The organism is Streptomyces bungoensis (assembly GCF_001514215.1).
Classification (GTDB): domain Bacteria; phylum Actinomycetota; class Actinomycetes; order Streptomycetales; family Streptomycetaceae; genus Streptomyces; species Streptomyces bungoensis.
The window spans coordinates 42,084-67,432 of sequence record NZ_KQ948861.1; the positions used below are offsets into that span (position 1 = coordinate 42,084).

At 74.8% G+C, this 25,349-nt stretch carries 25 protein-coding genes and 1 pseudogene; 11 read left to right on the forward strand and 15 right to left on the reverse strand.

Annotated features, from left to right (window positions below):
- Nucleotides 1-31: 31 nt before the first annotated feature.
- The 4 genes from AQJ66_RS21725 to AQJ66_RS21740 form a co-directional block, all read right to left on the reverse strand.
- Nucleotides 32-1,330, reverse strand: a complete 1,299-nt coding sequence (locus AQJ66_RS21725) for an ArsB/NhaD family transporter (RefSeq protein WP_061924845.1) — start codon at nucleotides 1,328-1,330, stop codon at nucleotides 32-34.
- Between the two features lie 196 nt (nucleotides 1,331-1,526).
- Nucleotides 1,527-1,988, reverse strand: coding sequence for a CBS domain-containing protein (locus AQJ66_RS21730; RefSeq protein ID WP_061924848.1), 462 nt, complete (start codon nucleotides 1,986-1,988; stop codon nucleotides 1,527-1,529).
- A gap of 76 nt (nucleotides 1,989-2,064) precedes the next feature.
- Entirely contained in the window at nucleotides 2,065-2,535 is a 471-nt protein-coding gene (locus tag AQJ66_RS21735) for an ATP-binding protein (protein WP_061924852.1), read from the reverse strand.
- 189 nt (nucleotides 2,536-2,724) lie between these two features.
- Nucleotides 2,725-3,246 (reverse strand): MarR family winged helix-turn-helix transcriptional regulator, encoded by a 522-nt coding sequence (locus AQJ66_RS21740; protein ID WP_061924855.1) that lies wholly within the window; start codon nucleotides 3,244-3,246, stop codon nucleotides 2,725-2,727.
- Between the two features lie 234 nt (nucleotides 3,247-3,480).
- Here AQJ66_RS21740 and AQJ66_RS21745 point away from each other — a divergent pair, with 234 nt between their 5' ends.
- The 3 genes from AQJ66_RS21745 (at nucleotide 3,481) to AQJ66_RS21750 (ending at nucleotide 5,738) form a co-directional block, all read left to right on the forward strand.
- On the forward strand, nucleotides 3,481-4,461 hold the full coding sequence (locus AQJ66_RS21745) for a DMT family transporter (protein WP_061924858.1): 981 nt from the start codon (nucleotides 3,481-3,483) through the stop codon (nucleotides 4,459-4,461).
- Between the two features lie 126 nt (nucleotides 4,462-4,587).
- Nucleotides 4,588-4,764 carry a hypothetical protein gene (locus AQJ66_RS38910; RefSeq protein ID WP_159052596.1) on the forward strand — a complete coding sequence of 59 codons (177 nt, stop codon included), beginning with the start codon at nucleotides 4,588-4,590 and terminating at the stop codon, nucleotides 4,762-4,764.
- Nucleotides 4,761-5,738: a HesA/MoeB/ThiF family protein gene (locus tag AQJ66_RS21750; RefSeq protein WP_061924860.1), complete on the forward strand. Its 978-nt coding sequence runs from the start codon at nucleotides 4,761-4,763 to the stop codon at nucleotides 5,736-5,738. Before AQJ66_RS38910 ends, AQJ66_RS21750 begins: the two co-directional genes overlap by 4 nt.
- A 31-nt stretch (nucleotides 5,739-5,769) precedes the next feature.
- On the opposite strand, the pseudogene AQJ66_RS21755 reads toward AQJ66_RS21750, so the two are convergent.
- Nucleotides 5,770-6,156 (reverse strand): annotated as a pseudogene (locus AQJ66_RS21755) (cytochrome b N-terminal domain-containing protein); the annotation flags it as partial.
- Between the two features lie 37 nt (nucleotides 6,157-6,193).
- Between AQJ66_RS21755 and AQJ66_RS21760 the strand changes: the two are divergent.
- From AQJ66_RS21760 to AQJ66_RS21770, 3 genes are read left to right on the forward strand one after another with little or no spacing between them, the layout of a single operon-like run.
- Nucleotides 6,194-6,472, forward strand: coding sequence for an HAD family hydrolase (locus AQJ66_RS21760; protein ID WP_061924866.1), 279 nt, complete (start codon nucleotides 6,194-6,196; stop codon nucleotides 6,470-6,472).
- Between the two features lie 50 nt (nucleotides 6,473-6,522).
- Nucleotides 6,523-7,632, forward strand: coding sequence for a YihY/virulence factor BrkB family protein (locus tag AQJ66_RS21765; RefSeq protein ID WP_244162882.1), 1,110 nt, complete (start codon nucleotides 6,523-6,525; stop codon nucleotides 7,630-7,632).
- 36 nt (nucleotides 7,633-7,668) lie between these two features.
- Nucleotides 7,669-8,079, forward strand: a complete 411-nt coding sequence (locus AQJ66_RS21770) for a hypothetical protein (RefSeq protein ID WP_061924871.1) — start codon at nucleotides 7,669-7,671, stop codon at nucleotides 8,077-8,079.
- 13 nt (nucleotides 8,080-8,092) lie between these two features.
- On the opposite strand, the gene AQJ66_RS21775 is transcribed toward AQJ66_RS21770, so the two are convergent.
- The 5 genes from AQJ66_RS21775 to AQJ66_RS21795 form a co-directional block, all read right to left on the reverse strand.
- Nucleotides 8,093-8,974, reverse strand: coding sequence for an SDR family oxidoreductase (locus AQJ66_RS21775; RefSeq protein WP_061924874.1), 882 nt, complete (start codon nucleotides 8,972-8,974; stop codon nucleotides 8,093-8,095).
- 35 nt (nucleotides 8,975-9,009) lie between these two features.
- On the reverse strand, nucleotides 9,010-9,462 hold the full coding sequence (locus tag AQJ66_RS21780; protein ID WP_061924877.1) for a hypothetical protein: 453 nt from the start codon (nucleotides 9,460-9,462) through the stop codon (nucleotides 9,010-9,012).
- Between the two features lie 117 nt (nucleotides 9,463-9,579).
- The gene (locus AQJ66_RS21785; protein ID WP_061925291.1) at nucleotides 9,580-11,199 is read right to left on the reverse strand and encodes a phytoene desaturase family protein; all 1,620 of its coding nucleotides are present in this window, start codon (nucleotides 11,197-11,199) and stop codon (nucleotides 9,580-9,582) included.
- Nucleotides 11,192-11,686 (reverse strand): SRPBCC family protein, encoded by a 495-nt coding sequence (locus AQJ66_RS21790; RefSeq protein ID WP_061924879.1) that lies wholly within the window; start codon nucleotides 11,684-11,686, stop codon nucleotides 11,192-11,194. Before AQJ66_RS21790 ends, AQJ66_RS21785 begins: the two co-directional genes overlap by 8 nt.
- Before the next feature lie 168 nt (nucleotides 11,687-11,854).
- Nucleotides 11,855-12,121: an SHOCT domain-containing protein gene (locus AQJ66_RS21795; protein WP_061924882.1), complete on the reverse strand. Its 267-nt coding sequence runs from the start codon at nucleotides 12,119-12,121 to the stop codon at nucleotides 11,855-11,857.
- 206 nt (nucleotides 12,122-12,327) lie between these two features.
- Here AQJ66_RS21795 and AQJ66_RS21800 point away from each other — a divergent pair, with 206 nt between their 5' ends.
- The 3 genes from AQJ66_RS21800 (at nucleotide 12,328) to AQJ66_RS21810 (ending at nucleotide 16,069) form a co-directional block, all read left to right on the forward strand.
- Nucleotides 12,328-14,664, forward strand: coding sequence for a heavy metal translocating P-type ATPase (locus AQJ66_RS21800; RefSeq protein ID WP_107119002.1), 2,337 nt, complete (start codon nucleotides 12,328-12,330; stop codon nucleotides 14,662-14,664).
- Nucleotides 14,665-14,969: 305 nt separating this feature from the next.
- Nucleotides 14,970-15,428: a cyclic nucleotide-binding domain-containing protein gene (locus AQJ66_RS21805; RefSeq protein ID WP_061924884.1), complete on the forward strand. Its 459-nt coding sequence runs from the start codon at nucleotides 14,970-14,972 to the stop codon at nucleotides 15,426-15,428.
- A complete protein-coding gene (locus AQJ66_RS21810) occupies nucleotides 15,425-16,069 on the forward strand; it encodes a CBS domain-containing protein (protein WP_061924889.1) in 645 nt (214 codons plus the stop codon). Before AQJ66_RS21805 ends, AQJ66_RS21810 begins: the two co-directional genes overlap by 4 nt.
- Nucleotides 16,070-16,504: 435 nt before the next feature.
- On the opposite strand, the gene AQJ66_RS21815 is transcribed toward AQJ66_RS21810, so the two are convergent.
- Both AQJ66_RS21815 and AQJ66_RS21820 read right to left on the reverse strand, forming a co-directional pair.
- Nucleotides 16,505-17,107, reverse strand: a complete 603-nt coding sequence (locus AQJ66_RS21815; RefSeq protein ID WP_061924892.1) for an Rv1733c family protein — start codon at nucleotides 17,105-17,107, stop codon at nucleotides 16,505-16,507.
- The gene (locus tag AQJ66_RS21820; RefSeq protein WP_061924893.1) at nucleotides 17,104-17,793 is read right to left on the reverse strand and encodes a CBS domain-containing protein; all 690 of its coding nucleotides are present in this window, start codon (nucleotides 17,791-17,793) and stop codon (nucleotides 17,104-17,106) included. The genes AQJ66_RS21815 and AQJ66_RS21820 overlap by 4 nt, the downstream gene beginning before the upstream one ends.
- Nucleotides 17,794-18,034: 241 nt before the next feature.
- On the opposite strand from AQJ66_RS21820, the gene ppdK reads away from it, so the two are divergent.
- Nucleotides 18,035-20,722, forward strand: coding sequence for a pyruvate, phosphate dikinase (ppdK, locus tag AQJ66_RS21825; RefSeq protein ID WP_061924896.1), 2,688 nt, complete (start codon nucleotides 18,035-18,037; stop codon nucleotides 20,720-20,722).
- Between the two features lie 42 nt (nucleotides 20,723-20,764).
- A complete protein-coding gene (locus AQJ66_RS21830) occupies nucleotides 20,765-21,895 on the forward strand; it encodes a site-2 protease family protein (RefSeq protein WP_208611415.1) in 1,131 nt (376 codons plus the stop codon).
- Nucleotides 21,896-22,380: 485 nt separating this feature from the next.
- Here AQJ66_RS21830 and AQJ66_RS21835 read toward each other — a convergent pair whose 3' ends face one another.
- The 3 genes from AQJ66_RS21835 to AQJ66_RS21845 all read right to left on the reverse strand — a co-directional run bounded on the left by AQJ66_RS21835 (nucleotide 22,381) and on the right by AQJ66_RS21845 (nucleotide 25,234).
- Nucleotides 22,381-23,253, reverse strand: coding sequence for a universal stress protein (locus AQJ66_RS21835; RefSeq protein ID WP_061924898.1), 873 nt, complete (start codon nucleotides 23,251-23,253; stop codon nucleotides 22,381-22,383).
- A 78-nt stretch (nucleotides 23,254-23,331) separates the two neighbouring features.
- Complete coding sequence (locus tag AQJ66_RS21840) at nucleotides 23,332-24,237, reverse strand: universal stress protein (protein WP_061924900.1); 906 nt, start codon at nucleotides 24,235-24,237, stop codon at nucleotides 23,332-23,334.
- A 109-nt stretch (nucleotides 24,238-24,346) separates the two neighbouring features.
- Nucleotides 24,347-25,234, reverse strand: coding sequence for a CBS domain-containing protein (locus AQJ66_RS21845; protein WP_061924902.1), 888 nt, complete (start codon nucleotides 25,232-25,234; stop codon nucleotides 24,347-24,349).
- Between the last annotated feature and the right edge of the window lie 115 nt (nucleotides 25,235-25,349).

The window sequence follows — 25,349 nt, forward strand, 5'->3', positions numbered from 1 at the left end:
ACCCGCTCCGGTGCCGCCCGGCCCGGCGCCGTCAGGCCCACGCGAAGTAGCGCAGCCACACGTAGGCCAGGGAGACGGCGACGGTCGTGGCCGTCACGACGAGGCCGTACTTGGTGAACTGCCAGAAGGAGATGGGACGGCGGTTGCGTTCCGCGATGCCGAGGACCACGACGTTGGCGGAGGCGCCGATGGCGGTGGCGTTGCCGCCGAGGTCGGCGCCGAGCGCGAGGGCCCACCACAGCACGTGGTGGCCGCCTCCGCCCATGTCGTGCACCAGGTCGGAGGTGATGGGGGCCATCGTCGCGACGTACGGGATGTTGTCGACGATGCCCGACAGCACCGCGGAGCCGCCGAGCAGGGCCATGGCACCGCCGAGTTCGCTGCCGCCGATGAGACCGGCCAGCCCGTGGGAGACCTGCCCGACGACACCGGTGTCGATGAGGCCGCCGATCATGATGAACAGTCCGGCGAAGAAGGCGAGCGTGGGCCACTCCACCTCGGCGAGGACGTCGTCGGTGTCGACCTTGGTGGACGCGACGAGGAGCCCCGCGCCGAGGAGGGCGACGACGCTCGGCGCGTAGTGCAGCACCGGGTGCAGGACGAAGCCGGCCATGACCAGCGCCAGCACGACGAGCCCCTGCACCATGAGCCGCGGGTCCTTGATGGCCTCGCGTTCCTCCAGTGCCATGATCTCGGCGGCGCGGCCGTCGTCGTACACGAAGGTGCTGCGGAACATGATCCGGCAGAGCACGAGCAGGACGGCCACCAGGAGCGCGGCGAGCGGGGCGAGGTGGACGACGAAGTCGTTGAAGTTCAGGCCCGCGCGGCTGGCGATGATGATGTTGGGCGGATCACCGACCAGGGTCGCGGTGCCGCCGATGTTCGAGGCCATGACCTCGGCGACGAGGTAGGGCGCCGAGGGCAGCCCGAGGCGTTCGCACACCAGCAGGGTGACGGGCGCGATCAGCAGCACCGTGGTGACGTTGTCCAGCAGTGACGAGACCACCGCCGTGATGACCACGAGCATGGCCATGACCCGGAACGGCTGGGCCCGCGCCCGCTTGACCGACCAGATCGCCAGGTACTCGAACATGCCGGTCCTCTTCAGCACGCCGACGATCATCATCATGCCCATGAGCAGGAAGATGACGTTCCAGTCGATGCCGGAGTCCTCGGAGTAGAACGCCGAGACGTCGTCGGTCGCCCCGATCGCCAGCATCAGGCCCGCGCCGCCCAGGGCGACCGCGACGCGGTGGATCTTCTCGCTGATGATCAGGACGTAGGCGCCGACGAACACGGCGAGCGCCGCCCAGCTGTGCCAGTCGCTCACGATCCGCCGGCTCCCGCCGCCGGGGCCGTGCCGTGGACGGGGCGCCTGGCGCCGAGGACCGCTGGAAGCTGCATGGCCGACCCCGATCGGAAGAGAGAGCTGTCCCCTGCTCGCCGACCAGACTTCCCGGCACACCGGGCGGCACCTTACCCGGCCTTGGCGTGTCTGCGACAGTGCGGAGGGACGCGCGCTCCCCTCAGGAGGTGGCGGTCAGCAGCCGTTCCAGCAGGTGGGAGGCGGTGACGACGCCCAGCAGCCGCTTCTCTGCGCCGGCGTCCGCCACGACCGCCACCAGGGGGCTGCGGGACTGGGCCATCAGTGCCGCGACCTCCAGCGCCGTCGCGTCCGGTTCGGCGGCCGGCGGGGCGGGGACGGAGGGGGACAGGCAGTCGCGGACCGTGCGTCCCTCGAGTGCCTGGCACAGGCGGTCGGCATGACGCTCGTCGATCACGGCGGCGAGGGCGGGGTCGTCGATCACGTACGACGGCACCAGGATCTTGATCATCTGCGAGGCCGGCAGGATCGCCCGGGGCGCGCCCGCCTCGTCGACGACCAGCAGGGCGGGCAGCCGGTGTTCCGCCATCAGCCGTGCCGCCTCCGTCGCCCCCGTGTCGAGGCCCACGGTCTCGTACTCCACTGCCAGGTCGCGTGCTCGCACGTTCGGCTCCCCTTCCACGGTGTGTCCCGCCGCCATTCTGGGACAGCCGGGCGGCGGGTCACGGCCCGGGCCCTGGTCACGGCTGGTGGCCGGCGACAGCCCCTCCCGGGTCGTCGGCCAGGGTCACCGCGGCCACCGTGCGTTTGCCGACCGGCTCGCGATGCACCTCGAAGCCCTGGCTCACCGCCATGACGATCTCCAGGCCGTGCTGGCCGACCCGGCCCGGCTCGGCGGCCCTGGCGACCGGCAGCACCGGCTCGCTGTCCCACACGGTGACCTCTATGCGGCCCTCCACCAGTTCCAGGTCGAGCAGGCACGGCCCGGGCGCGTACTTGCAGGCGTTGGTCATCAGCTCGCTCACCACCAGCTGCACCATGCCCATGGCCCGCTCGGACACCGGCAGTCCGTGCAGGGACTGCACCCGCTCCAGGAAGGCGCGCGCCAGCTCACGCGCTCGCGCTATGTCGAGCGTGCTCCCCTCGTAGGCAGCCGAGACCTTGACCGGCGCATCCACCAGCCGCTCGTCTCTTCCGCCGTCCCCATCCATCCGATCCGCCCGCCTCCCGCGCGCCCGTCAACCCCACGGCAGAGTCGACGGCGGGAGCCATCGAGCAGCCCTTTTCCCTGGACGTATCCCCTGGTCACGTCCGTGTTCCTGCCACCTCCGCACGCCAGGAACGGAGAATAGTCTGCGTAAGGCGAACAGCCCCCGCAAGATCGGGCGTCCCCGGCCTGCTCACGCTTCCCGTCCCGCCGCGGCGTCCAGTGTCCAGCCGAGCGGGTGCCCCTCGGCCGCGGGCGGCTCACCGCCGGCCTCGTTGAACGCGTCGAGCGCCTCGACCAGCGCCAGTCGCTGCGTCGGCCGCATGCGCTGGACTATCGCGGCGATCTCGGCGCGGCGCCGGGCCGTCGCCGTCTCGACCGTGCGCCGCCCTTCCTCGGTGAGCTGCAGCAGGGTCTCACGGCGGTTCTCGGGATTGTACTGCCGGTCCGCGAGCCCGGCGGCGATGAGCCGGTCGACCATGCGCATGGCCGTCGAGGGCGCGACCCGCAGCAGTTCGGCCAGGTCGACCAGTTTGGTGGCACCACGGCTCGCCAGCACCACCAGCATCCGGAACTGCGGGAGGGTGACCCGCTCCTCGACTCCGGCGAGCGAGCGGGCGGAAACCGCCACCAGCAACCGGGATGCGGTCAGCACCGCTCGTGTGACCGCGTCCACGTCGTCCGAGTCCCCCACCGGCATGTCCATCTCCGCCATACCTCATTTCTACCGCGCCCCGCGGCCCGCTCCGACCACAGGTGCACGGGGCTCTCCCGTGCCGGGCGATGCCTGTGCGCCGGCCGCGGACCGTGATTTTCCGGCAGGGTGCGCGCAGCCGGTGTGACGGGCGGCGAATCGGCCACTCAGGGAAGGTGCCGTTCTCGACCTCTCCCCCGTCTCCCGGCCCGCCCGGGCCGGTGGTGTTCCCCGCTGTCCCGGCCGGGCGGCGTCATGCTTAGCGCGTTCCTGGCCGTGCCGGCGGCCGCGTGCAACGCCCTGGCTTCCGCGTTGCAGCGCAAGGCCGCTCGGGAGGAGCCCGCCGGGGACAACCTGAGTCTGCGGCTGGTGTGGCACCTGCTGCACCGGCCGGTGTGGTTCGGCGGGTTCCTGTCGATCGTCGCGGCCTTCCTGCTGCAGGCGACCGCCCTGGGCACCGGCCGGATCTCCGTGGTGCAGCCCCTGCTCACCCTGGAGCTGCCGGCGGCGCTGGTACTCGCCGCCCGGCTGCTGGGCAAACCGCTGGGCCGCCGGGAGTGGGGGGCGTCGGCGGTCATGGCGGCGGGCGTGGCCGGGCTGATCGCCGCACTGGGGCCGAGCGGCGGGCGGGCCTCGTCCGTCCCGGGGACGGACTGGCTGATCGGCGGCGGCGTCAACGTGGCGTTGGTCGTGGCCGGCGTGGTGTGGGCTCGGGGCGTGTCGGGCACGCGCCGGGCAGCGGTCCTGGGGGTGACGACCGGGTGCGCGTTCGCGCTGACCGCGGCCCTGATGAAAGGCATGACGACCGTCTTCTCCCACGGTCTGGCCGCCCTGTTCACCCGTTGGCAGCTGTGGGCCATGGTCGCCGCCGGCGCCTCCGCGATGTTCCTGTTGCAGTCGACGATGCACGCCGGCCCGTTGCTGGTGACCCAGCCGGGTCTGACCATGGCCGATCCGGTGGTCGCCGTCCTCTGGGGGACGCTGGTCCTCGGGGAGACCGTGCGGGGCGGACTGTTCGTCCTGGTGGCGGTGGCGGCCGCCGCCGCGGTGATGGTGCTGTCCCGCTCGCCGCTGCTGAGTGGTGCCGCGAACGGGAGGAGGACGCCGACCCGGTGCCGGAGGGGAGGCCGGAACGCCGGGTGCGAGGGGCGGATGAGGACGCCCGCGCGGGCGCTCAGCGGGCGAGTCCGCGCACCTTCGTCCGGCCCGGAAGAGCCGACCCGGACAAAACCCTAAAAATAGACAAAAAGGTGCATACCTTGCTCCGTACGGGGTTACTCACCTGCGTGACCGATGAAGGCGGTCGACGTGCGCGAGCACTCGGGGACCCGCCGTCGGCCGAGGCCGGGAGGAGTGCGTCTCATGGGTGTTGCACCCGAGATCGTGCAGGACGCGGAACTCACACAGGAGCAGACGCGCGAGGCGGAGCGCGAGTGGTTCCTCGACGGTGACACCGGGGAGCTGAAGCCGGAGGACGTCGACCGCGACGCGGAGAGCCGTCCGGGACCGGTACGGGTGGCTCGCTGGACGTTCGATTGAACGAGCCGGACGCCGGGCCGGACCGGCAGCCCGAGGACCGCGTCTGGGCGCGCCACCACCGGCGCACGGGTGCGGTCCTGATCGTCGGAGCGGGAGCGGTGGGCGGCTTCCTCGCCGAGGAACTCGCGCGCGTCGGGCTCAGCCCGCTCGTCCTGGTCGACTCCGACGTGCTCGCGGTGGAGAACCTCGTCCGTCACCCGCTCGGCGCTCCCGCCCTGGGACGGCCCAAGGCTCCCGCGCTGGCCGAGAAGATCCGCCGCGAGTTCCCTCCGTGCGACGTCGAGGGCCTGCACGCGGACTTCCTGGCGCTGTCCCCCAACGCGCGGCGGTCGCTGGCCGACCGGGTGGACGTGGTGGTGGCCGCCACCGACTCGGTCGCGTGCCAGCGGCAGGTCAACCGGGTGGCGCTCGCGGTGGGGAAGCCCGCGGTGTACCCGGCGGTCTGGGTGGACCCGCGGATCCGCGACGCCGAGGTGGGCGAGATCCTCTGGGTGCTGCCCGGCCGGCGCACCCCCTGCTACGAGTGCGCCGCGGCGTTCCGGCAAGGCGGGTCGGACAGCCAGGCGGCCCGGGGCGCCCGGGTCGACATCCAGCTCGTCGCCCTGGCCACCGCCCAGGTGGTCACGGCGCTGGCGAACCCGGAGGACGACCGCTCGGCGATCCTGGACCGGCGGCGCAACGCCGTCTACCTCCACGGCCTCACCCCCACCTCGCCGGGCATCCGGGCCGTCTTCCCCACCACGGGTCTGAGCAGCCGCACCGTCAGGGTGCCGTTCCCCGCCCGGCCGTGCGCCGCGTGCCGCGGCTGGCGCTACGTGGCCTCCCCGCGCCCGCCGGGCGATCCCGGGCCCGGCGAGCGGGCGGACGGCGAGGAGGAGCAGGGGCGCTGGCCGGCGACCGTCGTCTGCGCCGTCCTCGTGCTCATCATCTCCGTGGTGGCCCTCGCGGCGAGCGTCAACGGCCCGCACGCCTGAGCACGGCGAGCCCGGCGCCGCCGGTCCGGGTGATCGCGGTGACGCCGGCGACCACCAGCGACAGTCCGGCCGACTTCGCGACGAACGAGGGGAACATCGGCTGGCCGACCACGTTGCGGTTGGTCTTCCCGGGTGCGGCCCACTGGGTGTGCTTCAGGTAGATCACCATGATCAGGTGCACGGTGATCAGGGCGATGAGCGCGCCGGGGGCGTAGAGCACGTGCACGATGTACAGGCGTCCGTTGATCGCGGTCCCGGGGTAGGCGCCGCCCCAGAGGAAGAAGCTCAGACAGGTGCCGACGACGGGGATCGACAGGACGATCGAGTGGGCGGTGCGCAGGCCGGTGCCGGACAGCAGGTCGTCCGGCAGGGAGTAGCCGCAGAAGCCCTCCAGGAGGGCCGGCAGGAACAACGTCAGTGCCGAGCACACCGAGGAGCTGCTGACCCGGGCGGGCGTGCGGGACTGCTTCGCCGCGCTGCTGGACGTGACCGGGCCGCGCCGCTGGAAGCCGCATCCGCACGCCTACCGGTACGCGGCCGAGCGGGCCGGGGTCGGCCCCGCCGAGGCGATGCTGGTCGCCACCCATCCGTGGGACGTCGACGGAGCGCGCCGGGCGGGGCTGGGCGGCGCCTGGCCGCGGCGCGGCACCGCCCCGGCCGTCTACCCGCCTTCCCTGACCGCTCCCACGCTCGCCGCGGACGATGTCGGAGAACTCGCCCGCGTCCTCGCCTGACGCGCCGCCCTCGACCGGTTCACCGGCGTCGTCCGGGGTACTCGGCCCTGATGCCCGGCGGACGCCGCCGGCGCAGGACGGTCCTCGGAGGCGCCATGGAGGTGCTGCACCGTCTCGACGGTTTCCAGCGACGGCACCACTGGGTCGGCATGCCGCTGGGTGTGGTGTACAAGTTCGCCGACGACCAGGGGATGTACCTCGCCGCCCTGATCGCCTACTACGGGTTCCTGTCCCTCTTCCCGCTGCTCCTGCTCCTGGTCTCCACGCTGGCGGGGCTGCTGCAGAACGACCCCGCCTTCCGGCAGCAGGTGCTGAACTCCGCGCTGGGGAAGTTCCCCGTGCTGGGCGACCAGTTGCGGGAGAACATCCACTCCTTCCATCGCAACGGGCTCGCCCTGGCCGCCGGTGTGGTCGGCAGCCTGTACGGCGGTCTGGGCGTGGCACAGGCCGTCCAGCACGCGCTCAACAAGATCTGGGCCGTGCCACGGCACGCACGGCCGAACCCCCTGCTCTCCCGGCTGCGCGGGCTCGTCTTCATCGGGTTGCTGGTCCTCGGCCTGCTCGCGACGACCGGACTGTCGGTGGGCGTCTCGTCCGCCCAGTCGCTGGGGTTGCGGGTCGGGGACGGGCCCCGGGTGGGCGCGGCCCTCGCGGTCGTCCTGCTGAACGCCGCCCTGCTGGTGCTGACCGTCCGCCTCCTCACCCGCGCGGACGTCGGCTTGCGGTGCCTGTGGGGCCCGGCCGTCGGCGGGGCCTGCGCGTGGCAGGGGCTGCAGTGGGGCGGCGCGTACTACGTCCGGCACTTCCTCAACGGCGCCGGGGCCACGTACGGGATGTTCGGCATCGTGCTGGGACTGCTGGCCTGGCTGTACCTGGGCGCTCTGGTCTTCGTCCTGACGGTGGAGACGGCCTCCGTGCGCGCCCGCCGGCTGTGGCCACGCAGCCTGCTCACGCCGTTCACCGACGACGTCCGCCTCAGCCACGCCGACCGCCGGGCCTACTGGTCGTACGCCGTCGCCGAGAGCTTCAAGGGCTTCCAGAAGATCACCGTCGAGTTCCACGGAAAGCCCTTCCCGGAGCGGAACCGGCCGGGCGGGGAGACCACCGCTCCCCCCGGCCCGGGCGGCGCCCGCGGTGTAGCGCCCGGGGAACGGGGGTAACCCGCAGTGACACCCTCCCACCACTTCGGAGTCGGGATGTGGAAGCGCAGGAAGAAGAGCCGGCCCGCCGAGCCCGTGCGCCTGGCGCTGTGCGATCTGTGTGCCGCGACGTTCCCCGAGGACGAGGCGGTGACCGGGTACGTCCCGGACTCCTCGTGCGCCCACCCCACGCGGCACTGGTTCGACGGCCTGCGCCCGATCACCACCTGCTGCGAGGACCACTTCGAGACCATCCGCGAGACCTACCGGCGCCGCCCGTTCCTGCAGGAGGAGCTGTGGGCCGCGAGGATCTCCTGCGCCCTCACGGCGGGCCGGCCCGTGCTCTCCCTGGAGGAGCTGGGCTGCCGGACCGGCCTGTACGAGCCGGAGATCCGGCGGGCCATCGCCTGGCACAACGCGCGGATGCGCCTGGTGAACGGGGACGACGAGGGGGACGGGCGCGGCTGATCGGCCGCGCGGCTCAGCGGGCCTGCCGCCTCGCCGCCCGGTCGGCATCGCCGCCGGCGCCGAGCGGCCCGGTCGGTACGAGGTTCTCCTCGGCCTCCAGGCGGGGCAGCTGCCGGCGTGCCACGCGCAGCACCAGCGGCGGCAGCACGGCACGCACCGGCTGGACGAGCCGCAGCCAGGCGGGCGCGTACACGGCGGTGCGGCGGCGCTCCAGGCCGTCCACGATGCGGGCGGCGACCTTCTCGGCGTCGTACACCTTCCGGGCGGGCGGGGGCATGTGACCGCGCAGCTCGCGCAGCACGGCGTACCGGTCGGCGTCGCGGATCATGTCCGTGTCGGTCCAGTTCAGGTAGGCGATCCCCACGGCGACGCCGCGGGCGGCCACCTCCGCGCGCAGCGCGTGGGCGAAGGCCTCGACGCCCGCCTTGGAGGCGCAGTAGGCGCTCATCAGGGGGGCGGCGCCGAGCGACGCCAGGGAGGCGATCTGGAGGTGGTAGCCGGCGGTGGCCTCGAGGTCGGGGAGGAACGCCCGTGCGGTGTGGGCGCTGCCGACGAGGTTGACGTCGATCACCCGGCGCCAGTCGGCCGGGTCCGTGGCCGTGAACCGGCCGCCCTCCGCGATCCCGGCGTTCGCGATCACGACGGACGGCCGCCCGAGGCGGTGCCGTACCGTGAGCGCGGCCCGCTGCAGGGCCGCCAGGTCGGTCACGTCCGCCTCGACGGCGAGGGCCGGCGTCGGCAGGCGTGCGGCCAGCTCCTCCAGCAGGTGCTTCTCGTGCCCGACGAGCGCGGGCCGGGCGCCCCGGCGGGCGACTTCGACCGCGAGCGCGGCACCCAGGCCGCGTGCCGCCCCCGTCACCACGACGGTCCGGCCCTTCAGGGGGCTGTTTCGCACGGGCTTCGCCTTTCGTGGGGGGTGGGTGGTGCGGCTCAGGCCTCCGGGGCCGGGGGCCGCGCCGTGTGGTGGGGGTGGCCGGCGGTGCGGCGGGACTCCTTCATCTCCGCCTCGTACAAGTGGTCCCGGCCCTCGGCGAGTTCGCTCACCGCGCTGCGCTCCAGCTGCTGGAACGGCCGGTAGTACGTGTCGTTGTAGGCCTCGACGATCTGGAACGTCCAGTGGCCGGGGATGACGTTGCGGCCCAGGATCTCCGCCTCCACCTCGTCGGCCCACTCGGGATGCCCGGCCTCGCGCAGCAGCCGGACCGCCCGGTCCAGTTCCAGGTCCGCCCCGCCGGTGAGCTGGTGGAAGCTGTAGAGGTGGCCGCGGGCGCGCTCGGTGGTCTCCAGTGCCTTCGACAGGGCTCCCAGGGCCTCGACGGTCCTGTCCGTCACGCCCTCGGGGCGCCGGTGCCGGCGGTCGGGCCCGTCCTCGTCGTCGTGCATGGTGCTCCCTGGGTGGTGGTGACTCGGGGCTGCTGTCCGGAGGGCTGATGCCGAGGCGGTCTACGACCTCTTCCCCGTACACGGGCCGACCGGATGCACGTTCGGCCGGACAGGCGATCAGCGGACGCGGCCGGTGCGGTCCCGGCGGGTGAGGAGGCGCTGGGCGGCGGCGAAGCCGGGCACCCGGTGCGTGCGCAGGGCGGCCCGGGCCGCGTTGGCACCGGGGGCACCGTGCACGGCGCCACCGGGATGGGCTCCGGAGGAGGCGAGGTAGAGGCCCCGGACCGGGGTCTCCGGCCGCCCGGTACCGGGCACGGGGCGGAAGACCAGCTGCTGGTGGAGGGCGGTGGTGCCGCCGTTGATGGCGCCGTCGCGGAGGTTGGCGTCGAGGGTCTCGAGGGTCGGCGGCGCGAGGACGCGGCGGGCCCGGATGCGGGAGCGGAAGCCCGGGGCGAAGCGCTCCACCTGCCGTTCCAGCCGGTCCGCCATGCGTTCCTGGTCCGCCGGGCCCCAGTCACCGGTGATGCCCTCGTCGCCGGCGTCCCCCCGGATGTCGTGCGGGACGTGGGTGTACGCCCAGGCCGACTCGGTGCCGGCGGGGGAACGGGAGGCGTCCGAAGTGGTCATCTGGCCGAACAGCGCGAAGGGCCGGTCGGGCACCTGGCGCAGGGCGATCTGGGCGCCGAAGCGCGTGAGTTCGTCGAGGCCGTCGGCGAGGTGGACGGTCCCGGCCCGGGCCGCCCCCTCGGTCCGCCAGGGCACCGGGCCGTCGAGCGCCCAGTCCACCTTGAAGGTGGCGAAGTCCCACTGGAAGCGCCGCAGGTCCTCCTGCAGCTGTGCGGGCAGGTGCTCGGGGCCGACGAGTTCCTGGTAGAGGGCGGGCACGGCCACGTCGGCGAGTACCGCCTTCCGGGCGGCCACCGTGTCGCCGTCGGCGGTGCGCACCCCTACGGCGCGGCCCTCGCGGACGATGACGGAGCGGACCGGCGCACCGCAGCGGAGCTCTCCGCCGCGCAGGCGCAGCCGCCTGACCAGCGACGCGGTCAGCGCACCGGATCCGCCGACCGGGACCGGGAATCCGTACATCTGTCCCAGCATGCACAGCAGCCAGCCGAAGCCGCCGCTGCCCGCGGACTCGGGGGCGAGGTCGGCGTGCAGGGCGTTGCCGGCCAGGAGCAGCCGGCCGCCCTCGCCGCGGAACTCCTCCTCCCCCAGCCGGCGCACCGGCAGGAGCAGGGATCGCACGGTGCGCAGGCCGCCGGCCGCGCGCACGGTCCGCAGCAGCCGGGCCGAGGCCCGTACCGGCGGGAACGGGGTGAACAGGGCGTTCATCACGTCGGGGTGCAGGGTCTGCCAGAGGTCGTACAGACGCCGCCAGCCCGCCCCGTCGCCGGGTGCGAACGCCTCCAGGGAGGCGGCGGTGGCGTCGATCCGCCGGTCCAGCACGGCGCACCGGCCGTCGGTCAGCGGATGGGCCAGGACGTGCGGGGCGTGGCTCCAGCGCAGTCCGTACTCCTCCAGACGGAGCGCGGACATCACGGGGGACGCGGCGGCCAGCGGGAAGAAGGAGCTGAAGAGGTCGTTGACGAAGTCGGGGTCCACGCCGCGGTCGTGGCGGACCGCGCCGCCCGGCTCGGGCTGCTCCTCGAGGACCTGCACGCTCCATCCGGCGTCCGCCAGGACGTTCGCGGCCACCAGCCCGTTGGGTCCGGCCCCGATCACCACGGCGTCAGGCATGCGCGGTTCCTCCGGCGGCCGGGGACCGGCGCGCGGCCCGCTCCCGGCGCCCGCGCGCACCGTCCTCGCAGCACCGGGCGAGCCGGGCGAGCATCGCGCGGTGGCGCACCTGGATGAGCGCCTCCACACCGACGTTGTGCAGGACGGCACCGGCTCCGACCAGCGGGTGCTCGTCGACGATGACCAGGCAGTCCTCGCCCCACTCCCGCAACTCGATGAAGAAGCGGGCGGTGCCGAGGAATCCCGCGTGGATCTCCAGTTCCAGCACGGACCCCTCCTGGCAGCGCCGTACGACCGTCTCGTTGCCGACCCGGAACGGTCCGAGCCGGATCTCGTAGGCGATCGAGGAACCGACCTGCGGCCACCGGCCCTGCTTCGGCCGGGAGTCGCCGGTTCCCACCACCCACTCGGCGTACCGGTTGCCGTCCGCCAGGACCTCCCACACCGACGCGGGATCGGCCTTGATCAAGCGATGCCGTACCGCCACATGCGCCTCCGGGGGACTGGATTCCGACAGTCGTCACCGAGTTCCCCCGGGCCGGATGCCCAACCACGTGACACCTCTTGCCGAGCTTCTTCCTCGGCGACGGCATGGCCGCACCGCCCCGGCCCAGCGTCCACACGCCCTGAGCGGCGGCGCGCGGCCACACCGCCGTCAGGTCTTCCCCCCGCCGGTGTGGTCGCGCAGGACGGTCAGGCGGCGGCGGTACTCGTCCTCGTCGATCTCGCCGCGCGCGAAGCGTTCGCCGAGCAGCTGCTCGGCGGGGGGCGGGCCGGGGGCCGCCGTCGGGGTGGAGCTGCCGGGCCGGGACAGGGCCCGGAAGAGCAGCACGCCCACGACGATGATCACCGCCCAGAAGACGAGCATGCCGATCGCCATGGCGAGCCAGCCCCATGCGCCGGGACCGTGGTACCAGTACATCGCCGTCACTTCCCTCGGTGCGCGCTCCGGGTGCCGTCACCGTCATGGTCCCCCCGCCGGCCGCCGCCCGCCCGGGCCGACGGTCACCGGTCGTGGCCCTTCGAGCCCGGCCCGGGGACGGCGTGCGGAGGAGGTCCCCCAAGCAGGGCCGGACGACCCTGCCGCCGGCACCCGGGGGTGCGCTGTGATGGACGGGGAGGTAAGCCATGAACGACCACCGCCCCACCCGCCCCGCACGGCTGCGCCGCCTGGCCACGGCGGTCGTGTCCCCACGGCTCGAACCCGTCCTGCTGGCGGTCACCGCGGCGGCCCTGGTCGCCGGCGGCGTCGCCTGGCTGACCGGCACGCGTGAACTCGCCGATCTGTTCTGGGCCCTGGGCACGCTGTCCGCCGTGATCCCCGCCGTCGGATGGGTGCTGAGCGCCCTGCGGCACGGGCACGCGGGCGTCGACCTCATCGCCGTCCTCGCGCTGGGCGGCACCCTGGCCGTCCAGGAGTACCTCGCGGGCGCGCTGATCGCGCTCATGCTGGCCACCGGCCGCACGCTGGAGGCGGCCGCCCAGCGGCGGGCCTCCCACGACCTGCGGGCCCTGCTGGAGCACGCGCCCCGCTCGGCGCGCCGCCGCACCGGCACCGAGGTCGCCACGGTGCCGCTGGCCGAGGTCGCCGTGGGCGACCTGCTCGTCGTCGGTCCCGGCGAGGTGGTGCCGGTCGACGGGCGGGTGGAGAGCGCCGCGGCGGTCCTCGACGAGTCCGTGCTCACCGGGGAGCCCCTCCAGGTCGAACGGACCCGGGACGAGACGGTGCGCAGCGGTGTCGTCAACGCCGCGGGCGCGTTCGAACTGCGCGCCACCGCCACCGAACGCGACAGCACCTACGCCGGGATCGTGCGCCTCGCCCAGCAGGCCGGGGCCGAGTCCGCGCCCGTCGTGCGGCTGGCCGACCGGTACGCGGCCTGGTTCCTGCCGCTGTCCGTCGCGGTGGCCGCACTGGCGTGGCTGCTGAGCGGCTCGGCCGTACGGGCGGTCGCCGTGCTGGTGGTCGCCACGCCCTGCCCGCTGCTGCTGGCCGCCCCGGTCGCCATCGTCTCCGGCCTCTCGCGCGCCTCGCGCCTCGGCGTCGTCGTGCGCGACGGCGGCGCGCTGGAGAACCTCGGCCGCGCCCGCACCCTCCTGCTGGACAAGACCGGGACGCTCACGCGCGGCCGGCCCCGCGTCCTGGACGTCACCGCCGGCCCGGGTTTCACCCCGACGGACGTGGTGCGGCTCGCGGCCTCGCTCGACCAGTACTCGCCGCACGTCCTGGCCCGGGCCATCGTCGACATCGCCCGGGAACGGAAGGTCGCCCTGTCGGTCCCCTCGGACGTCGTCGAGGAGCCCGGGCGGGGTGCCTACGGGACCGTGGAGGGGCACCGCGTCCACATCGGCCGCGTCGACCTCGGCGAGGACCGGCCGGGCTGGGCCAAGGCGGTGGAGAACCGGGCGCTCCTCGACGGGGCGGCCGTCGCCTGGCTCACCGTGGACGGGCGGCTGGCCGGGGCGCTGCTGCTGCGCGACCCGCTGCGGTCCGACGCCCCGCGCACGCTGCGCCACCTGCGGGCGGCGGGCATCGAACGGCTGCTGATGCTCACCGGCGACCGGTCCGCGCCCGCCCACGAGGTCGCCGCCGTCCTCGGCCTGGACGACGTGCGCGCCGAACTCACCCCCGCCGACAAGGTGGCCGCCGTACGCGCCGAACGCGAGCGCGCGGTCACCGTGATGGTCGGCGACGGCGTGAACGACGCGCCGGCCCTGGCCGCCGCCGACATCGGCGTCGCCATGGGCGCCCGCGGCTCCACCGCCTCCTCCGAGGCCGCCGACATCGTGCTGACCACCGACCGGGTCGACCGCCTCGCCGACGCGGTCACCATCGCCCAGCGCGCCCGGCGCATCGCCGTCCAGAGCGCCCTCGGCGGCATGCTGATGTCGCTGGCCGCCATGGCCGCGGCCGCCGCCGGGCTGCTGCCGCCCGCGGTCGGTGCCCTGCTCCAGGAGGGCATCGACGTCGCAGTCATCCTCAACGCCCTGCGCGCGCTGCGGGTCGACCGGACGGCGCGACCGGCCCTGTCCCCCACCGCCGAAGCGCTCATCCACCGGTTCGCCGCCGAGCACGACGACCTCCAGGACGTCCTCGAAGCCGTCCGCGACGCCGCCGACCGCCTCTCCGGCGCCCCCGGCCCCGAGTCCCTGGCGGCGGTGGAGGAGACGCACCGGCTGCTCGACGAGCGGCTGCTGCCGCACGAGCACGCCGAGGAGCACGAGCTGTACCCGGCGCTGGCCCCCACGCTCGGCGGCCCGGAGGCCACCGCCACCATGAGCCGCGCCCACACCGAGATCGAGCGCCTCTCCCGCCGCATCACCACCCACCTGGAACTGGCCCACGCCGGCGGCGGCCTGTCCCCCGAACAGCTCGACGACCTGCGCTCCTGCCTGTACGGGCTGAACACCGTGCTGCGCCTGCACTTCACCCAGGAGGAGGAGAACTACTTCTCCCTCGCGCCGTGACCGCTGTTCGCGCGTGACCGCCGTGCGCGGCGTGCGCGGCGTGCGCGGCGTGCGCGGCGTGCCGGGGCCGAACGGCCCTGGCGGCCCGGCGGCCGGTGTGGTGTCCTGGTGGTGGCGGGAAGGACCCGTTGGAGACGCGGAGAAGCGGCCGGCAGCCGCGCACCGCGCAATCCGGATCCGCGAGAAGCGGGTGGGCCTTCCCGCCGTTCGCGTGCCGTCCTTCGCGTGGTGTGCCGTGGCCCGTGGTGCCGGGAGGCGGTGACGCGCGCACCCTGGGGTCAGGGACCCAGGAAGGAAGCGGTGCGATGACCTCCGCCATCACCATGACAACGGCCCTCGCGCCCGCGCACCGCGAGCAGCTGATGCGCTTCGCCCGCGAGGTCTCCTACGACGCCGGGGCCCGCCTGTTCGAGGAGGGCCGGCGCGCCGACCGCTTCTGGGTCGTGCGCACCGGGACCGTCTCCCTCGACCTGCACGTGCCCGGCCGCCGTCCCGCCGTCATCGAGACGCTCGGCCAGGGCGCGCTGGTCGGCTGGTCCTGGCACTACCCGCCGCACGTGTGGCACCTGGGCGCCGAGGCCACGAGCCCGGTGCGGGCCTGGGAGTTCGACGCCGAACCGGTGCTGGCGCTGTGCGCAGCCGACGCCGGGTTCGGCCGGGCGATCGCGGTCTGGGTCGGGCAGGTGGTCGCCGAGCGGCTGCACGCCTCCCGGATCCGGCTGCTCGACCTCTACGCGCCCTACGGCAGCGGGGGCCTGACATGACGCGGGTGAGCGACGTGATGACGCGCGCCGTCGTCGGGGTGGGCCGCGGCACGCTGTTCAAGGACATCGTCGAGCGCATGGAGCAGGCGCGGGTCGGCGCCGTACCCGTCCTGGAGGGCGACGGGCGGGTGATCGGGCTGGTCTCCGAGGCCGACCTGCTGCCCAAGGAGGAGTTCCGGGACAGCGACCCGGACCGGCTCACCCAGCTGCGCAGACTGCCCGACCTGGCCAAGGCGGGGGCGCTGACCGCGGAGGAGCTGATGAGCACCCCGGCAGTCACCGTGCACGGCGACGCCACGGTCGCCGAGGCGGCCCGGATCATGGCGGTGCGGCACGTCAAGCGGCTGCCCGTGGTGGACGCCGAAGGGGTGCTCGAGGGAGTGGTCAGCCGGGGTGACCTGCTCAAGGTGTTCCTGCGCCCCGACAACGACCTCGCCGACGAGATCCGGCGCGACGTCGTCGACGTCCTCTTCCCGGCACCGGTCGAGCCCGTGCACATCGTCGTCACCGACGGCGTCGCGACCCTGACCGGAACGGTCCGCGAGGCCGACCGGATCCCACTGGCCACCCGGATGACGCGCGGCGTCGAGGGCGTGGTGGCCGTGGACTGCCGACTCGTCCCGGCGGCCGGCCCGCGGTGAGGGGGGCTCACCCCCTGCCCTCCGCTGTGGCTCCGCCCGCTCCCCTTCCGCCAGGCGCCGCCGCAGGAGCGAATGCGCCGTGCAGCGACCGGCGAAGGCCAGGTGGCTTGGGCCGGCAGCGGTGAGGTGCAGCCCCCGCTGTCGCGGCCTGGCGGTCGTGGGGTGCTGACGCCTTGCGGCCGACCGCCCACGGTGACGGCGGACGGCCGGTGAGGGGGCTCAGCCCCTGCCCCCGCTGTAGTACCGCCACCGGCCAGACGCCGCCGCAGAAACCGAAGGCGACACACCGCCGGCCCGCGGCCCACACCGCCGCAGCGGCCGGCGAAGGTTCGGTGGCGTGCACGGGCGGCTCGGCTCGGCCGGCCGGCAGCGGTGAGAGGGCTCAGTGCGACACATCGCGGCCGACCGCCCGCGGTGACGTGTCGCAGAGGGGGCTCAGCCCCTGCCCCCGCTGTAGTTCCGCCATTCGGGCCCGACCTGCTTCCACTCCTCGTCCCACTCGGCCAGGCGCCGCCGCATCAGCCGGGTGCGCACCGCCCAGCCCGCGGCCCATACCGCCGCGGCGGCCGGCGGGGCGACGAGGGCGCCGGTCAGGACCGTCTGCAGGGTCGCCTCGGCGCCCCGGACCGGGGCGGACACCAGCCGGCCGGTACGGTCCGTCCACACGGTGACCCGGGTTCCGGCCGGGGCGCCGGCGAACACCTTCGCCTGGCCCGTGCGGGACACGCCGTGCCGGTCCGTCCAGCGGACGGCGGCCCACACCCGGCCGTTCTCGAGTCCGGAGGCGGCGGGCGGGGTCTGCGCCGCGTCGTCGGTGAGGACGGCGGAGACGGAGTGCACCTGGGCCCGCCGCGCGGCGAAAGACGCGTCCGTGGCCTGGGCCGCCGCCGCACCGGCGAGGAGTCCGCCGAGCAGGACGAGGATCCAGGTCGCGAGCACGATCCAGGCCTCCACGACGTCGCTGCGACGCCTGAGCGGGTTGCGCCGCCAGCGCCAGAGCCGGGTCGGCGCGGAGAGGGTGAGAGGTGTGCGTGTCATCGTTCGCCGCCTCCTCCCGCCACCGCCGTCCGCCGCGGGTGCGGACGGTGCCCGGTCAGGGCGCAGCGGACGTCCACGACGCCCGGCACGGCGCGTGCCAGCAGGGTGGCGAGCGGGACGAGCGTCGGGTCGTCCAGGGGGCCGGTGAGGGTGACGACTCCGTCGCGCACCTCGACGCCCACCGGGGGCGAACAGGTGCCGAAGAGCCGTACGACGACCTCGCGCCGTACCTCCTCGGCGATGTCCTCGTCGTCGCGCAGGAAGACCTTCAGCAGGTCGGAGCGGCTGACGATGCCCTCCAGGGCACCGGACCGGTCCACGACCGGCAGCCGCTTGACCCCGCTGCGGGCCATGAGCCGCGCGGCGTGGGCGAGGGTGGCCTCGGGCGCCACGGTGACGGCGGGGGCGGTCATCAGTCCCGCCGCGGTCACCGCCTCCGCCTTGCGGACGTCGGCGAGGTGCCGCACCTGCGCGCCGTGGCCCACGTCGCCCTCGGGGTACTCCTCCTTGGGCAGCAGGTCGGCCTCGGAGACGACGCCGACGACATGCCCCTCGCCGTCCAGCACGGGCAGGGCGCTGACGTGCCAGTCCCGCAGGGTCCGCACGATGTCCTTGAACGCCGCGCCTGTGCGCAGGGCGACGACGGTGCGGGTCATCACGTCGTTCACGGTCGGTGTGCCGTTCATGGCGTCCTCCCGGAGGCTCAGGGGCTCGGATGCCGTGCCGCACTCCTTCAGCGTGCGGCAGCGCCCGCGCCCGCTGCCATGGGCCGAGTGGCCCGTCCCCGGGCCCGGGCGGTCCGCCCGCCCGCCCCTTGGGGGCCGGTCGGCCCACCGCCGGGGGCCGAGCGCACCTCCCGGCCGGGCCCGCCCCGGCGGACGCTTGGAAGGTCACCGGTACCGCACCACGGAGCCGAAAAGAGGCGTGATGAGCCGTTACGTGTACGACTTCCATGAGGGCGGCCGTGACCTGGCCGGCCTGCTCGGCGGCAAGGGTGCGAACCTGGCCGAGATGACCCGGATGGGCCTTCCGGTGCCGCCGGGGTTCATCGTCAGCACCGAGGCCTGCCGTGCCTTCCTGGCCACCGGCGAGGAGCCGGCGGGCCTGTCGGCGGAGGTCTCGCGGCACCTGTCGGCCCTGGAGGCGAGCGCCGGCCGGCTGCTCGGCCAGGCGGACGATCCGCTGCTGGTCTCCGTCCGTTCGGGGGCGCGGTTCTCCATGCCCGGCATGATGGAGACCGTCCTCGACATCGGCCTCAACGACGACTCCGTGCTCGGCCTGGCCAAGGTGTCCGGCAGCGAGCGGTTCGCCTGGGACTCCTACCGCCGGCTCGTCCAGATGTACGGCAGCACGGTCATGGGGGTCGACCCGGCCCTGTTCGAGGAGGCCATGACCCTGCTCAAGGAGGCCCGCGAGGCCCCCGACGACGTGCATCTGGACGCGGGCGACCTGGCCTGGCTGGTGGAGACGTACAAGCGGCTGATCCGCGACGAGACGGGCCGCGACTTCCCGCAGTCCCCCGCCCAGCAGCTGCAGCAGGCGGTCCTCGCGGTGTTCGGGTCGTGGAACGCCGAGCGGGCCCGGCTGTACCGGCGGCGCGAGCACATCCCGGACGACCTGGGCACCGCGGTCACCGTGCAGCGCATGGTGTTCGGCAACCTCGGCGCGGACTCCGGCAGCGGGGTCGCCTTCACCCGGGACCCGGCCACCGGGCGGCCCGGCCTGTACGGCGACTACCTGGCGAACGCGCAGGGCGAGGACGTCGTCGCGGGCGTGCGGAACGCCGTACCGCTCGCCGAGCTGGAGCGGCTCGACCCGCGCTCGTACCGGCGGCTGCGCGATCACGCGCAGACCCTGGAGCGCCACTACCGGGACCTGTGCGACATCGAGTTCACCATCGAGCGCGGCACCCTGTGGATGCTGCAGACCCGCGTGGGCAAGCGCACCGCGGAGGCCGCCTTCGCCATCGCCGCCGAACTGGTCGAGGAGGGGCTGATCAGCGCCGACGAGGCACTGGCCCGGGTCGGCGGCGACGGGCTGGCGCGGCTGATGTTCCCGCGCTTCGACACCGGCGCCACCGGCGCGCCCCTCACCCACGGCATCCCGGCCTCGCCGGGCGCCGCGGTGGGAGCGGCCGTCTTCGACTCCGCGGAGGCGGTGCGGCGGGCCGCGGCCGGCGAGCGGGTCGTGCTCGTGCGGGAGGAGACCACGCCCGACGACCTGCCCGGCATGGTCGCCGCCCAGGCGGTGCTGACCGGGCGGGGCGGCAAGACCAGCCACGCGGCCGTCGTCGCCCGCGGCATGGGCAAGGTCTGCGTGTGCGGGGCGCAGGACATCACCGTCCACCCGGAGGCGCGCCGCTTCACCACCCGGGACGGCACCGTCGTCGAGGAGGGCGCCGTCCTCTCGGTGGACGGGTCCACCGGTGAGGTCTACGCGGGCGCGGTCGCGACGGTGCCCTCGGCGACCGTGCGCTACCTGGAGACCGGTGAGCAGGCGGGCAGCGCGGTCTCCGCGGTGGCGCGCGCCCTGGAGCACGCCGACCACGTGCGGCGGCTGGAGGTGCGCGCCAACGCGGACAACCCCGAGGACGCGGCGCGGGCGCGGCGCTTCGGGGCGCAGGGCATCGGGCTGTGCCGCACCGAGCACATGTTCCTCGGGGAGCGGCGCAAGCTCGTCGAGGAGATGATCCTGGCGCGCACGGACGCCGACCGGGAACGGGCGCTGGCCGCGCTCCTGCCGCTGCAGCGGCGGGACTTCACGGGCATCCTCGAGGCGATGGACGGCCTGCCGGTCACGATCCGGCTGCTGGACCCCCCGCTGCACGAGTTCCTGCCCGACCGCATGGCGCTGGCCGTGCGGATCGCGACCGCCGAGGCCACGGGCGGCCGGCCGGACGCGCACGACGTGGAGCTGCTCGACGCGGTGAACCGGATGCACGAGGAGAACCCGATGCTCGGCCTGCGCGGCGTACGGCTCGGGCTCGTGGTGCCGGGGCTGGTCGCGATGCAGGTCCGGGCGATCGCCGAGGCGGTGGTGGAGCGGACCCGGGCGGGCGGCGCCCCGCGCGCGGAGATCATGGTGCCGCTCGTCGGCGCCGTCGAGGAGCTGCGGCTCGCCCGCGCGGAGGTGAGCCGGGTGCTGGCCGAGGTCGGCGAGGAGTCCGGGGTCGACGTGCGCTGCCCGATCGGCACGATGATCGAGCTGCCGCGGGCCGCGCTGACGGCGGGCCCGATCGCCGAGGAGGCGGAGTTCTTCTCCTTCGGCACCAACGACCTCACCCAGACCACCTGGGGCTTCTCCCGGGACGACGTCGAGGCGGCGTTCTTCTCGGCCTACCTCGACAAGGGCGTCTTCGCCGCCTCGCCGTTCGAGACGCTCGACCGCGCGGGCGTGGGCCGGCTGGTCCGCCTCGCCGTCGCGGAGGGCCGGGCCGCCCGGCCGGGTCTGGAGACCGGGGTCTGCGGCGAGCACGGCGGCGATCCGGAGTCCATCCACTTCTTCCACGACGCCGGCCTGGACTACGTCTCCTGCTCGCCGTTCCGGGTGCCGGTGGCCCGTCTGGAGGCCGGCCGGGCCGCCCTGGACGGGGTCGAGGCCGGGGACACCAGGTGAGGTGGCGAGGGGTGCTGAGAGGGAACGGGTGAGGCGAGGTCGATGAACGAGACGGTGTCCCTCGGCCGGATCGCCGGTGTGCGGGTCGGACTGCACTGGAGCGTCCTGGTCATCGTCGTCCTGGTGACCGTCGCGCTGGCTCGCGGCCGCCTCCCCGCCGCCCACCCCGGCCACCCGCCGGCGGTGTACTGGGCGCTGGCCCTGCTGACGGCGGTCGTCTTCCTCGGCTCGCTGCTGGCGCACGAGCTGGCACATGCGGCGGTCGCCCGCCGCAACGGCGTGCAGGTGGAGGGCATCACCCTGTGGATGCTGGGGGGCGCGGCCCGCCTGCAGGGCGAGGCGCCGACCCCGGCCGCCGAGCTGCGCATCGCGGGCGTGGGTCCGCTGACCAGCCTGGTCGCGGGCGGCGTGCTGGCTGGCGTGGCCGCGGGCCTGGACGCGCTGCACGTGTCGGGGCTGGTGGTGGAGGCCGTCGCCTGGCTGGCCGCGATCAACGTGCTGCTGGCCGTCTTCAACGCGATCCCCGCGGCCCCCCTGGACGGCGGCCGGCTGTTGCGGGCGTACCTGTGGCACCGCACCGGCGACCGGCTGCGGGCCACGCGGGGCGCCTCGGCGGCGGGCCGGGCGCTGGGCTGGTTCATGGTGGTGACCGGCTTCGCGGCCGTCCTGTTCCGGGGCGACCTGTCCGGCCTGTGGGCGGCGCTGATCGGCTGGTTCCTGATCGCCGCGGCCACCGCGGAGGCCCGGCAGGCCGAGGTCCGGGGCGTCCTCGGCGGTGTGCCCGTCGCCCGCGTCATGACACGGGACCCGGTCACCGTGCCGGCCACGGCGACGCTCGCGGACTTCCTGGCCGAGGGGCCCTTCGGCCACTACCGGCACTCCACCTTCCCGGTCCTCGCGGCGGACGGCTCGGTGGCCGGTCTGCTCACCGTCCGCCGCATCGAGGCGACCGCGCCCGGTGCGCGGGCGGGCACGACGGTCCGCGAGGTCATGCGTCCCCTCGACGACGTGGTCACGGCCACCCCGGACGAGCCCGTACTGGACCTCCTGCCCCGCCTGGAGTCGAGCCCCACCCGCCGCGCCCTGATCATGGACGGGGGCCGCCTCGTCGGCATCCTCACACTCGCCGACGTCACCCGCGCACTGGCCTGGCCGGCCGGGGCGGGGAGATGAGGTGGGGGTGAGGGTGGGGTGGGGTGAGGGGCCGGTGCTCGGCCGGGCCCCGGTCTCGCGCCCCGGGCGGATCGCCCGCCTGACCCTTGCCCGCCTGCGGACACGGACGCCACCCGCCGCGCCGCGTCGTCGACGGCGGCCGCCCTGGCCTGGCCGGCCGGGGCGGGGAGGTGGGGTGAGGTGAGGGGCTGGTCCTCGGCCGGGGCCCCGGTCACGCCGCCCCGGGCGGATCCCCGCCGACCCCGTGCGCCGCCTCCGGATACGGACGCCACCCGCCGCGCTTCGTCATGAGCGACAGCCCCGCTCGCCGGCACCTCACGCCCGCCGAGGCCGCCCGCGCCCGGCCCGGCCGGGGCAGGGAGGTGGGCCCCGGTCATGCCTCCCCGGACGGATTCCCGCCGGACCTTTGGCCCACCCCCGACCTCGGCCGGTAGGCCGGGGCGGGGAAGTGAGCACTGAGGTACGTGGCCCTCGGGGAGGTTCGTTCAGGCGGGCTCCGGGACGACCGCCACCGGGCAGGCGGCGTGGTGCAGTACGCCGTGGGGGACGCGGCCGAGCTGGAGGCCGTAGTGGCCCGGGTGGCGGCGGGCGCCGACGACGAGCAGGTCGGCGCCGTGGGCCGCGGCGAGCAGGACGTCGCGGGGGCGGCCCTCGAGGGTGCGCCGTCGCACCGGCAGGTCGTCCGGTACGTCGCTCAGTGCTTCCTCCAGCGTCTCCGCCGCCTGCCGTTCCCCCTGGTGGGCCGGTTCACCGGTCATCAGCGGGTGGCCGGTCATCGCGTGCGCCGGGCGCCGCCAGGCCCGTACGGCCTCCAGCGGGACGCCGCGCAGCCGGGCCTCCTCGACCGCGAACCGGACGGCCGCCGAACCGGCCGGCTTCTCCCCCACGCCCAGGACGACGCGGCCCCGGGCCCCGGAGCGCGCCTGGTTGTCGTGGCTGCCGCGCAGCACGATCACCGGGCAGTGGGCGTGGCCGGCCACCATGACGCCGACGGAGCCGAGGAGGGCCTCGGTCAGGCCGCTGCGGCCACGGCACCCGAGGAGCACCAGGAGGGCCGAGCGGCTCTCGCGCACCAGCGCGTACTCGGGCTCCTCGGGCAGCAGTTCGCTGGTCACGTGGACGGCCGGCTGCCGGCGGCGGGCGCGCCGCTCGGCGGCCCGGACGACGTCCTCGGCCATCACCTCCTCGTCGGGTTCGCCGACGTCCGGCGCGAAGGATGGGCCTTCGTAGCGCTCCCAGAGGGAGGCGTACACGAGCCGGAGCGGCGCACCGCGCAGGGCCGCCTCGTCGGCGGCCCAGTCCACGGCCCTGAGACTCGGCTCGGAGCCGTCCACCCCGGCGACGACCGGAAGGGCCATGCCGCTCACCGCCCCTGGCCCGGGCCGGCCCGGCCGGCGACCGCTGCTTGCATCGTCTCTCCTCCTCGGAACGGCGGCTCAGCCGTGCGCGACGACGGCTACGGGCGCGGTGACGTGGTGCAGGACGGCGTGCGTGACGTGCCCGATGTGCACGCCGACGCGGCTGGTGCGGATGCGCCGGCCCACGACGACCAGCGAGGCGTCGCGGGAGGCGTGGACGAGGGCGGGCGCGGCGTTCTCGTACCGGCTGGCCTCGATCACCTGGACGTCGGGGAACTTCGCGCGCCAGGGGCGCAGCATCTCGGTCAGGACGGCCGCCTCGCGGCGCGCGAGGGAGCCGCGGGGGTCGAGGTCGGCGGACATGCCGTAGAGGTAGGTGGGCGGCGGGGTCCAGCCGTGCACGACCCGCAGGGCGGCGGACCGGCGGGCGGCGGCGTCGAAGGCGAACTCCAGCACCGTTTCGTCCGGGGCGCCGGTGTCGAGGCCGAGGACGACGGGCCGGAAGGGTGTCGCGGCGGACGGTACGCCCGCGGGGTCCATCTGGTGCTCGTCGGCGGCCTGCTGGGCCGCCCGGACCAGCACCACGGGACGCACGGTGTGCGCGATGACGCACAGGCTGACCGAGCCGACCATGAACCCGCCGATCCCGCCGAGGCCGCGTGAGCCGAGGACCATCAGTTCGCTGCCGTCGGCCGCCTCCGCGAGGGCCTCGGGCGCGCTGCCGGTGACCTGGTCGGTGATGACCTCCAGGCCCGGGTGGCGCAGCCGGATGCCCTCCGCGGACTCGCGCGGAATCCTGTCGGTCCACTCCTGCCGGGTCTCGGCGCCCAGCAGCGGCGCCTGGGCGGCGGGTTCGGGCAGGGGCTCCCAGACGTGGAGGATCTTGAGGGGCAGGGCGCGCATCCGTGCTTCGCGCGCCGCCCATTCGGCGGCGGCCCGGCTCTCGGGCGAGCCGTCGAGACCTACCGTGATGGTTCGCGTCATGATCTCCGCCTCCCGGGGTGAAAGGTCCGCTCCCAGCGTGGCCGCGCGGCGGTGACGGGGTCAGGGGCCACAGGTCCCGGCCGGGGACCGGCCGACCCTCCGTGCATGCTCAGCCCGCCGTGAGGAGGTTCTTGACCTCGACGACGTCCGTGATCGCCTCGACCTCGGCCACCAGCCTGTCCACGGTCGCGCCCGGCACCCTCCCCGTCAGCTCGACCACGCCGTCGTGCACCGTCACGTCCACGGCGTCCCGTTCGGCCGGCGGGCAGACGGTCGCGATCCTGGTCTCGACCTCGGTCCGGATCCCCGTGTCGTCCCGGATGAGGGCCTGCAGCAGCGCCTCGCGCCGCACGACGCCGACGAGGCGGCCCCGGCGGTCGGTGACGGGGAGCCGCTTGAGCCGGGACAGCGCGGCGAGCCAGGCGGCCTCGGCGACCGTCGCGTCCGGCAGCACCGTGATCGCGGGGCTGGTCATCAGGTCGGCGGCGCTCTCGCCGCGGGCCTTGTCGTGCATCCGGCGCTCGCGGAGCCTGCCGACGGGGCCGGGCCGGTGACCGGACGCCTCGAAGGCGACCTTCGCCAGCAGGTCGGACTCCGAGACGACGCCGACGACGTGGTCCTCGGCGTCCACGACCGGGACGGCGTTCACCTGCTCGCGCGCCAGCAGGCGGGCGATGTCGCGGTACGGCAGCTCGTCGCGGACGGAGGCGGCGGGCACGTCCATCACGTCCCGCACCAGGGGCAGGGCGCTCTCACGCGAGGAGGCCGCCCCCTGCCCGGGCGAGGCGGCCGGCGGGGCCTCGGTGTGCGCGGTCTCGGTGTGAGCGGTCTCGGTGTGGGGGGTCCCTGTGCGGGCGTGTTCGGCCGCGGCCGTGGCGACGGCGCCCAGGTAGCGCAGGAGTACGTCGTGCCGGGCCTGCTCACCGGGGCTCCAGGAGCGGGAGGGGACGGACCGCCGGGCGTCGGTCTCCGCCGAGAAGTTCTCGTGCGTGTTCACGATGGCCTCCGGAGTCCACTGCGTCGTGTTGCCTACCGTCCCAGTGTTCCGCCGGGCCCGCACCCGCACAGAGCCGAACGGCCCTGGTGCCACGGCGTGACGGCCCTATCCGGTG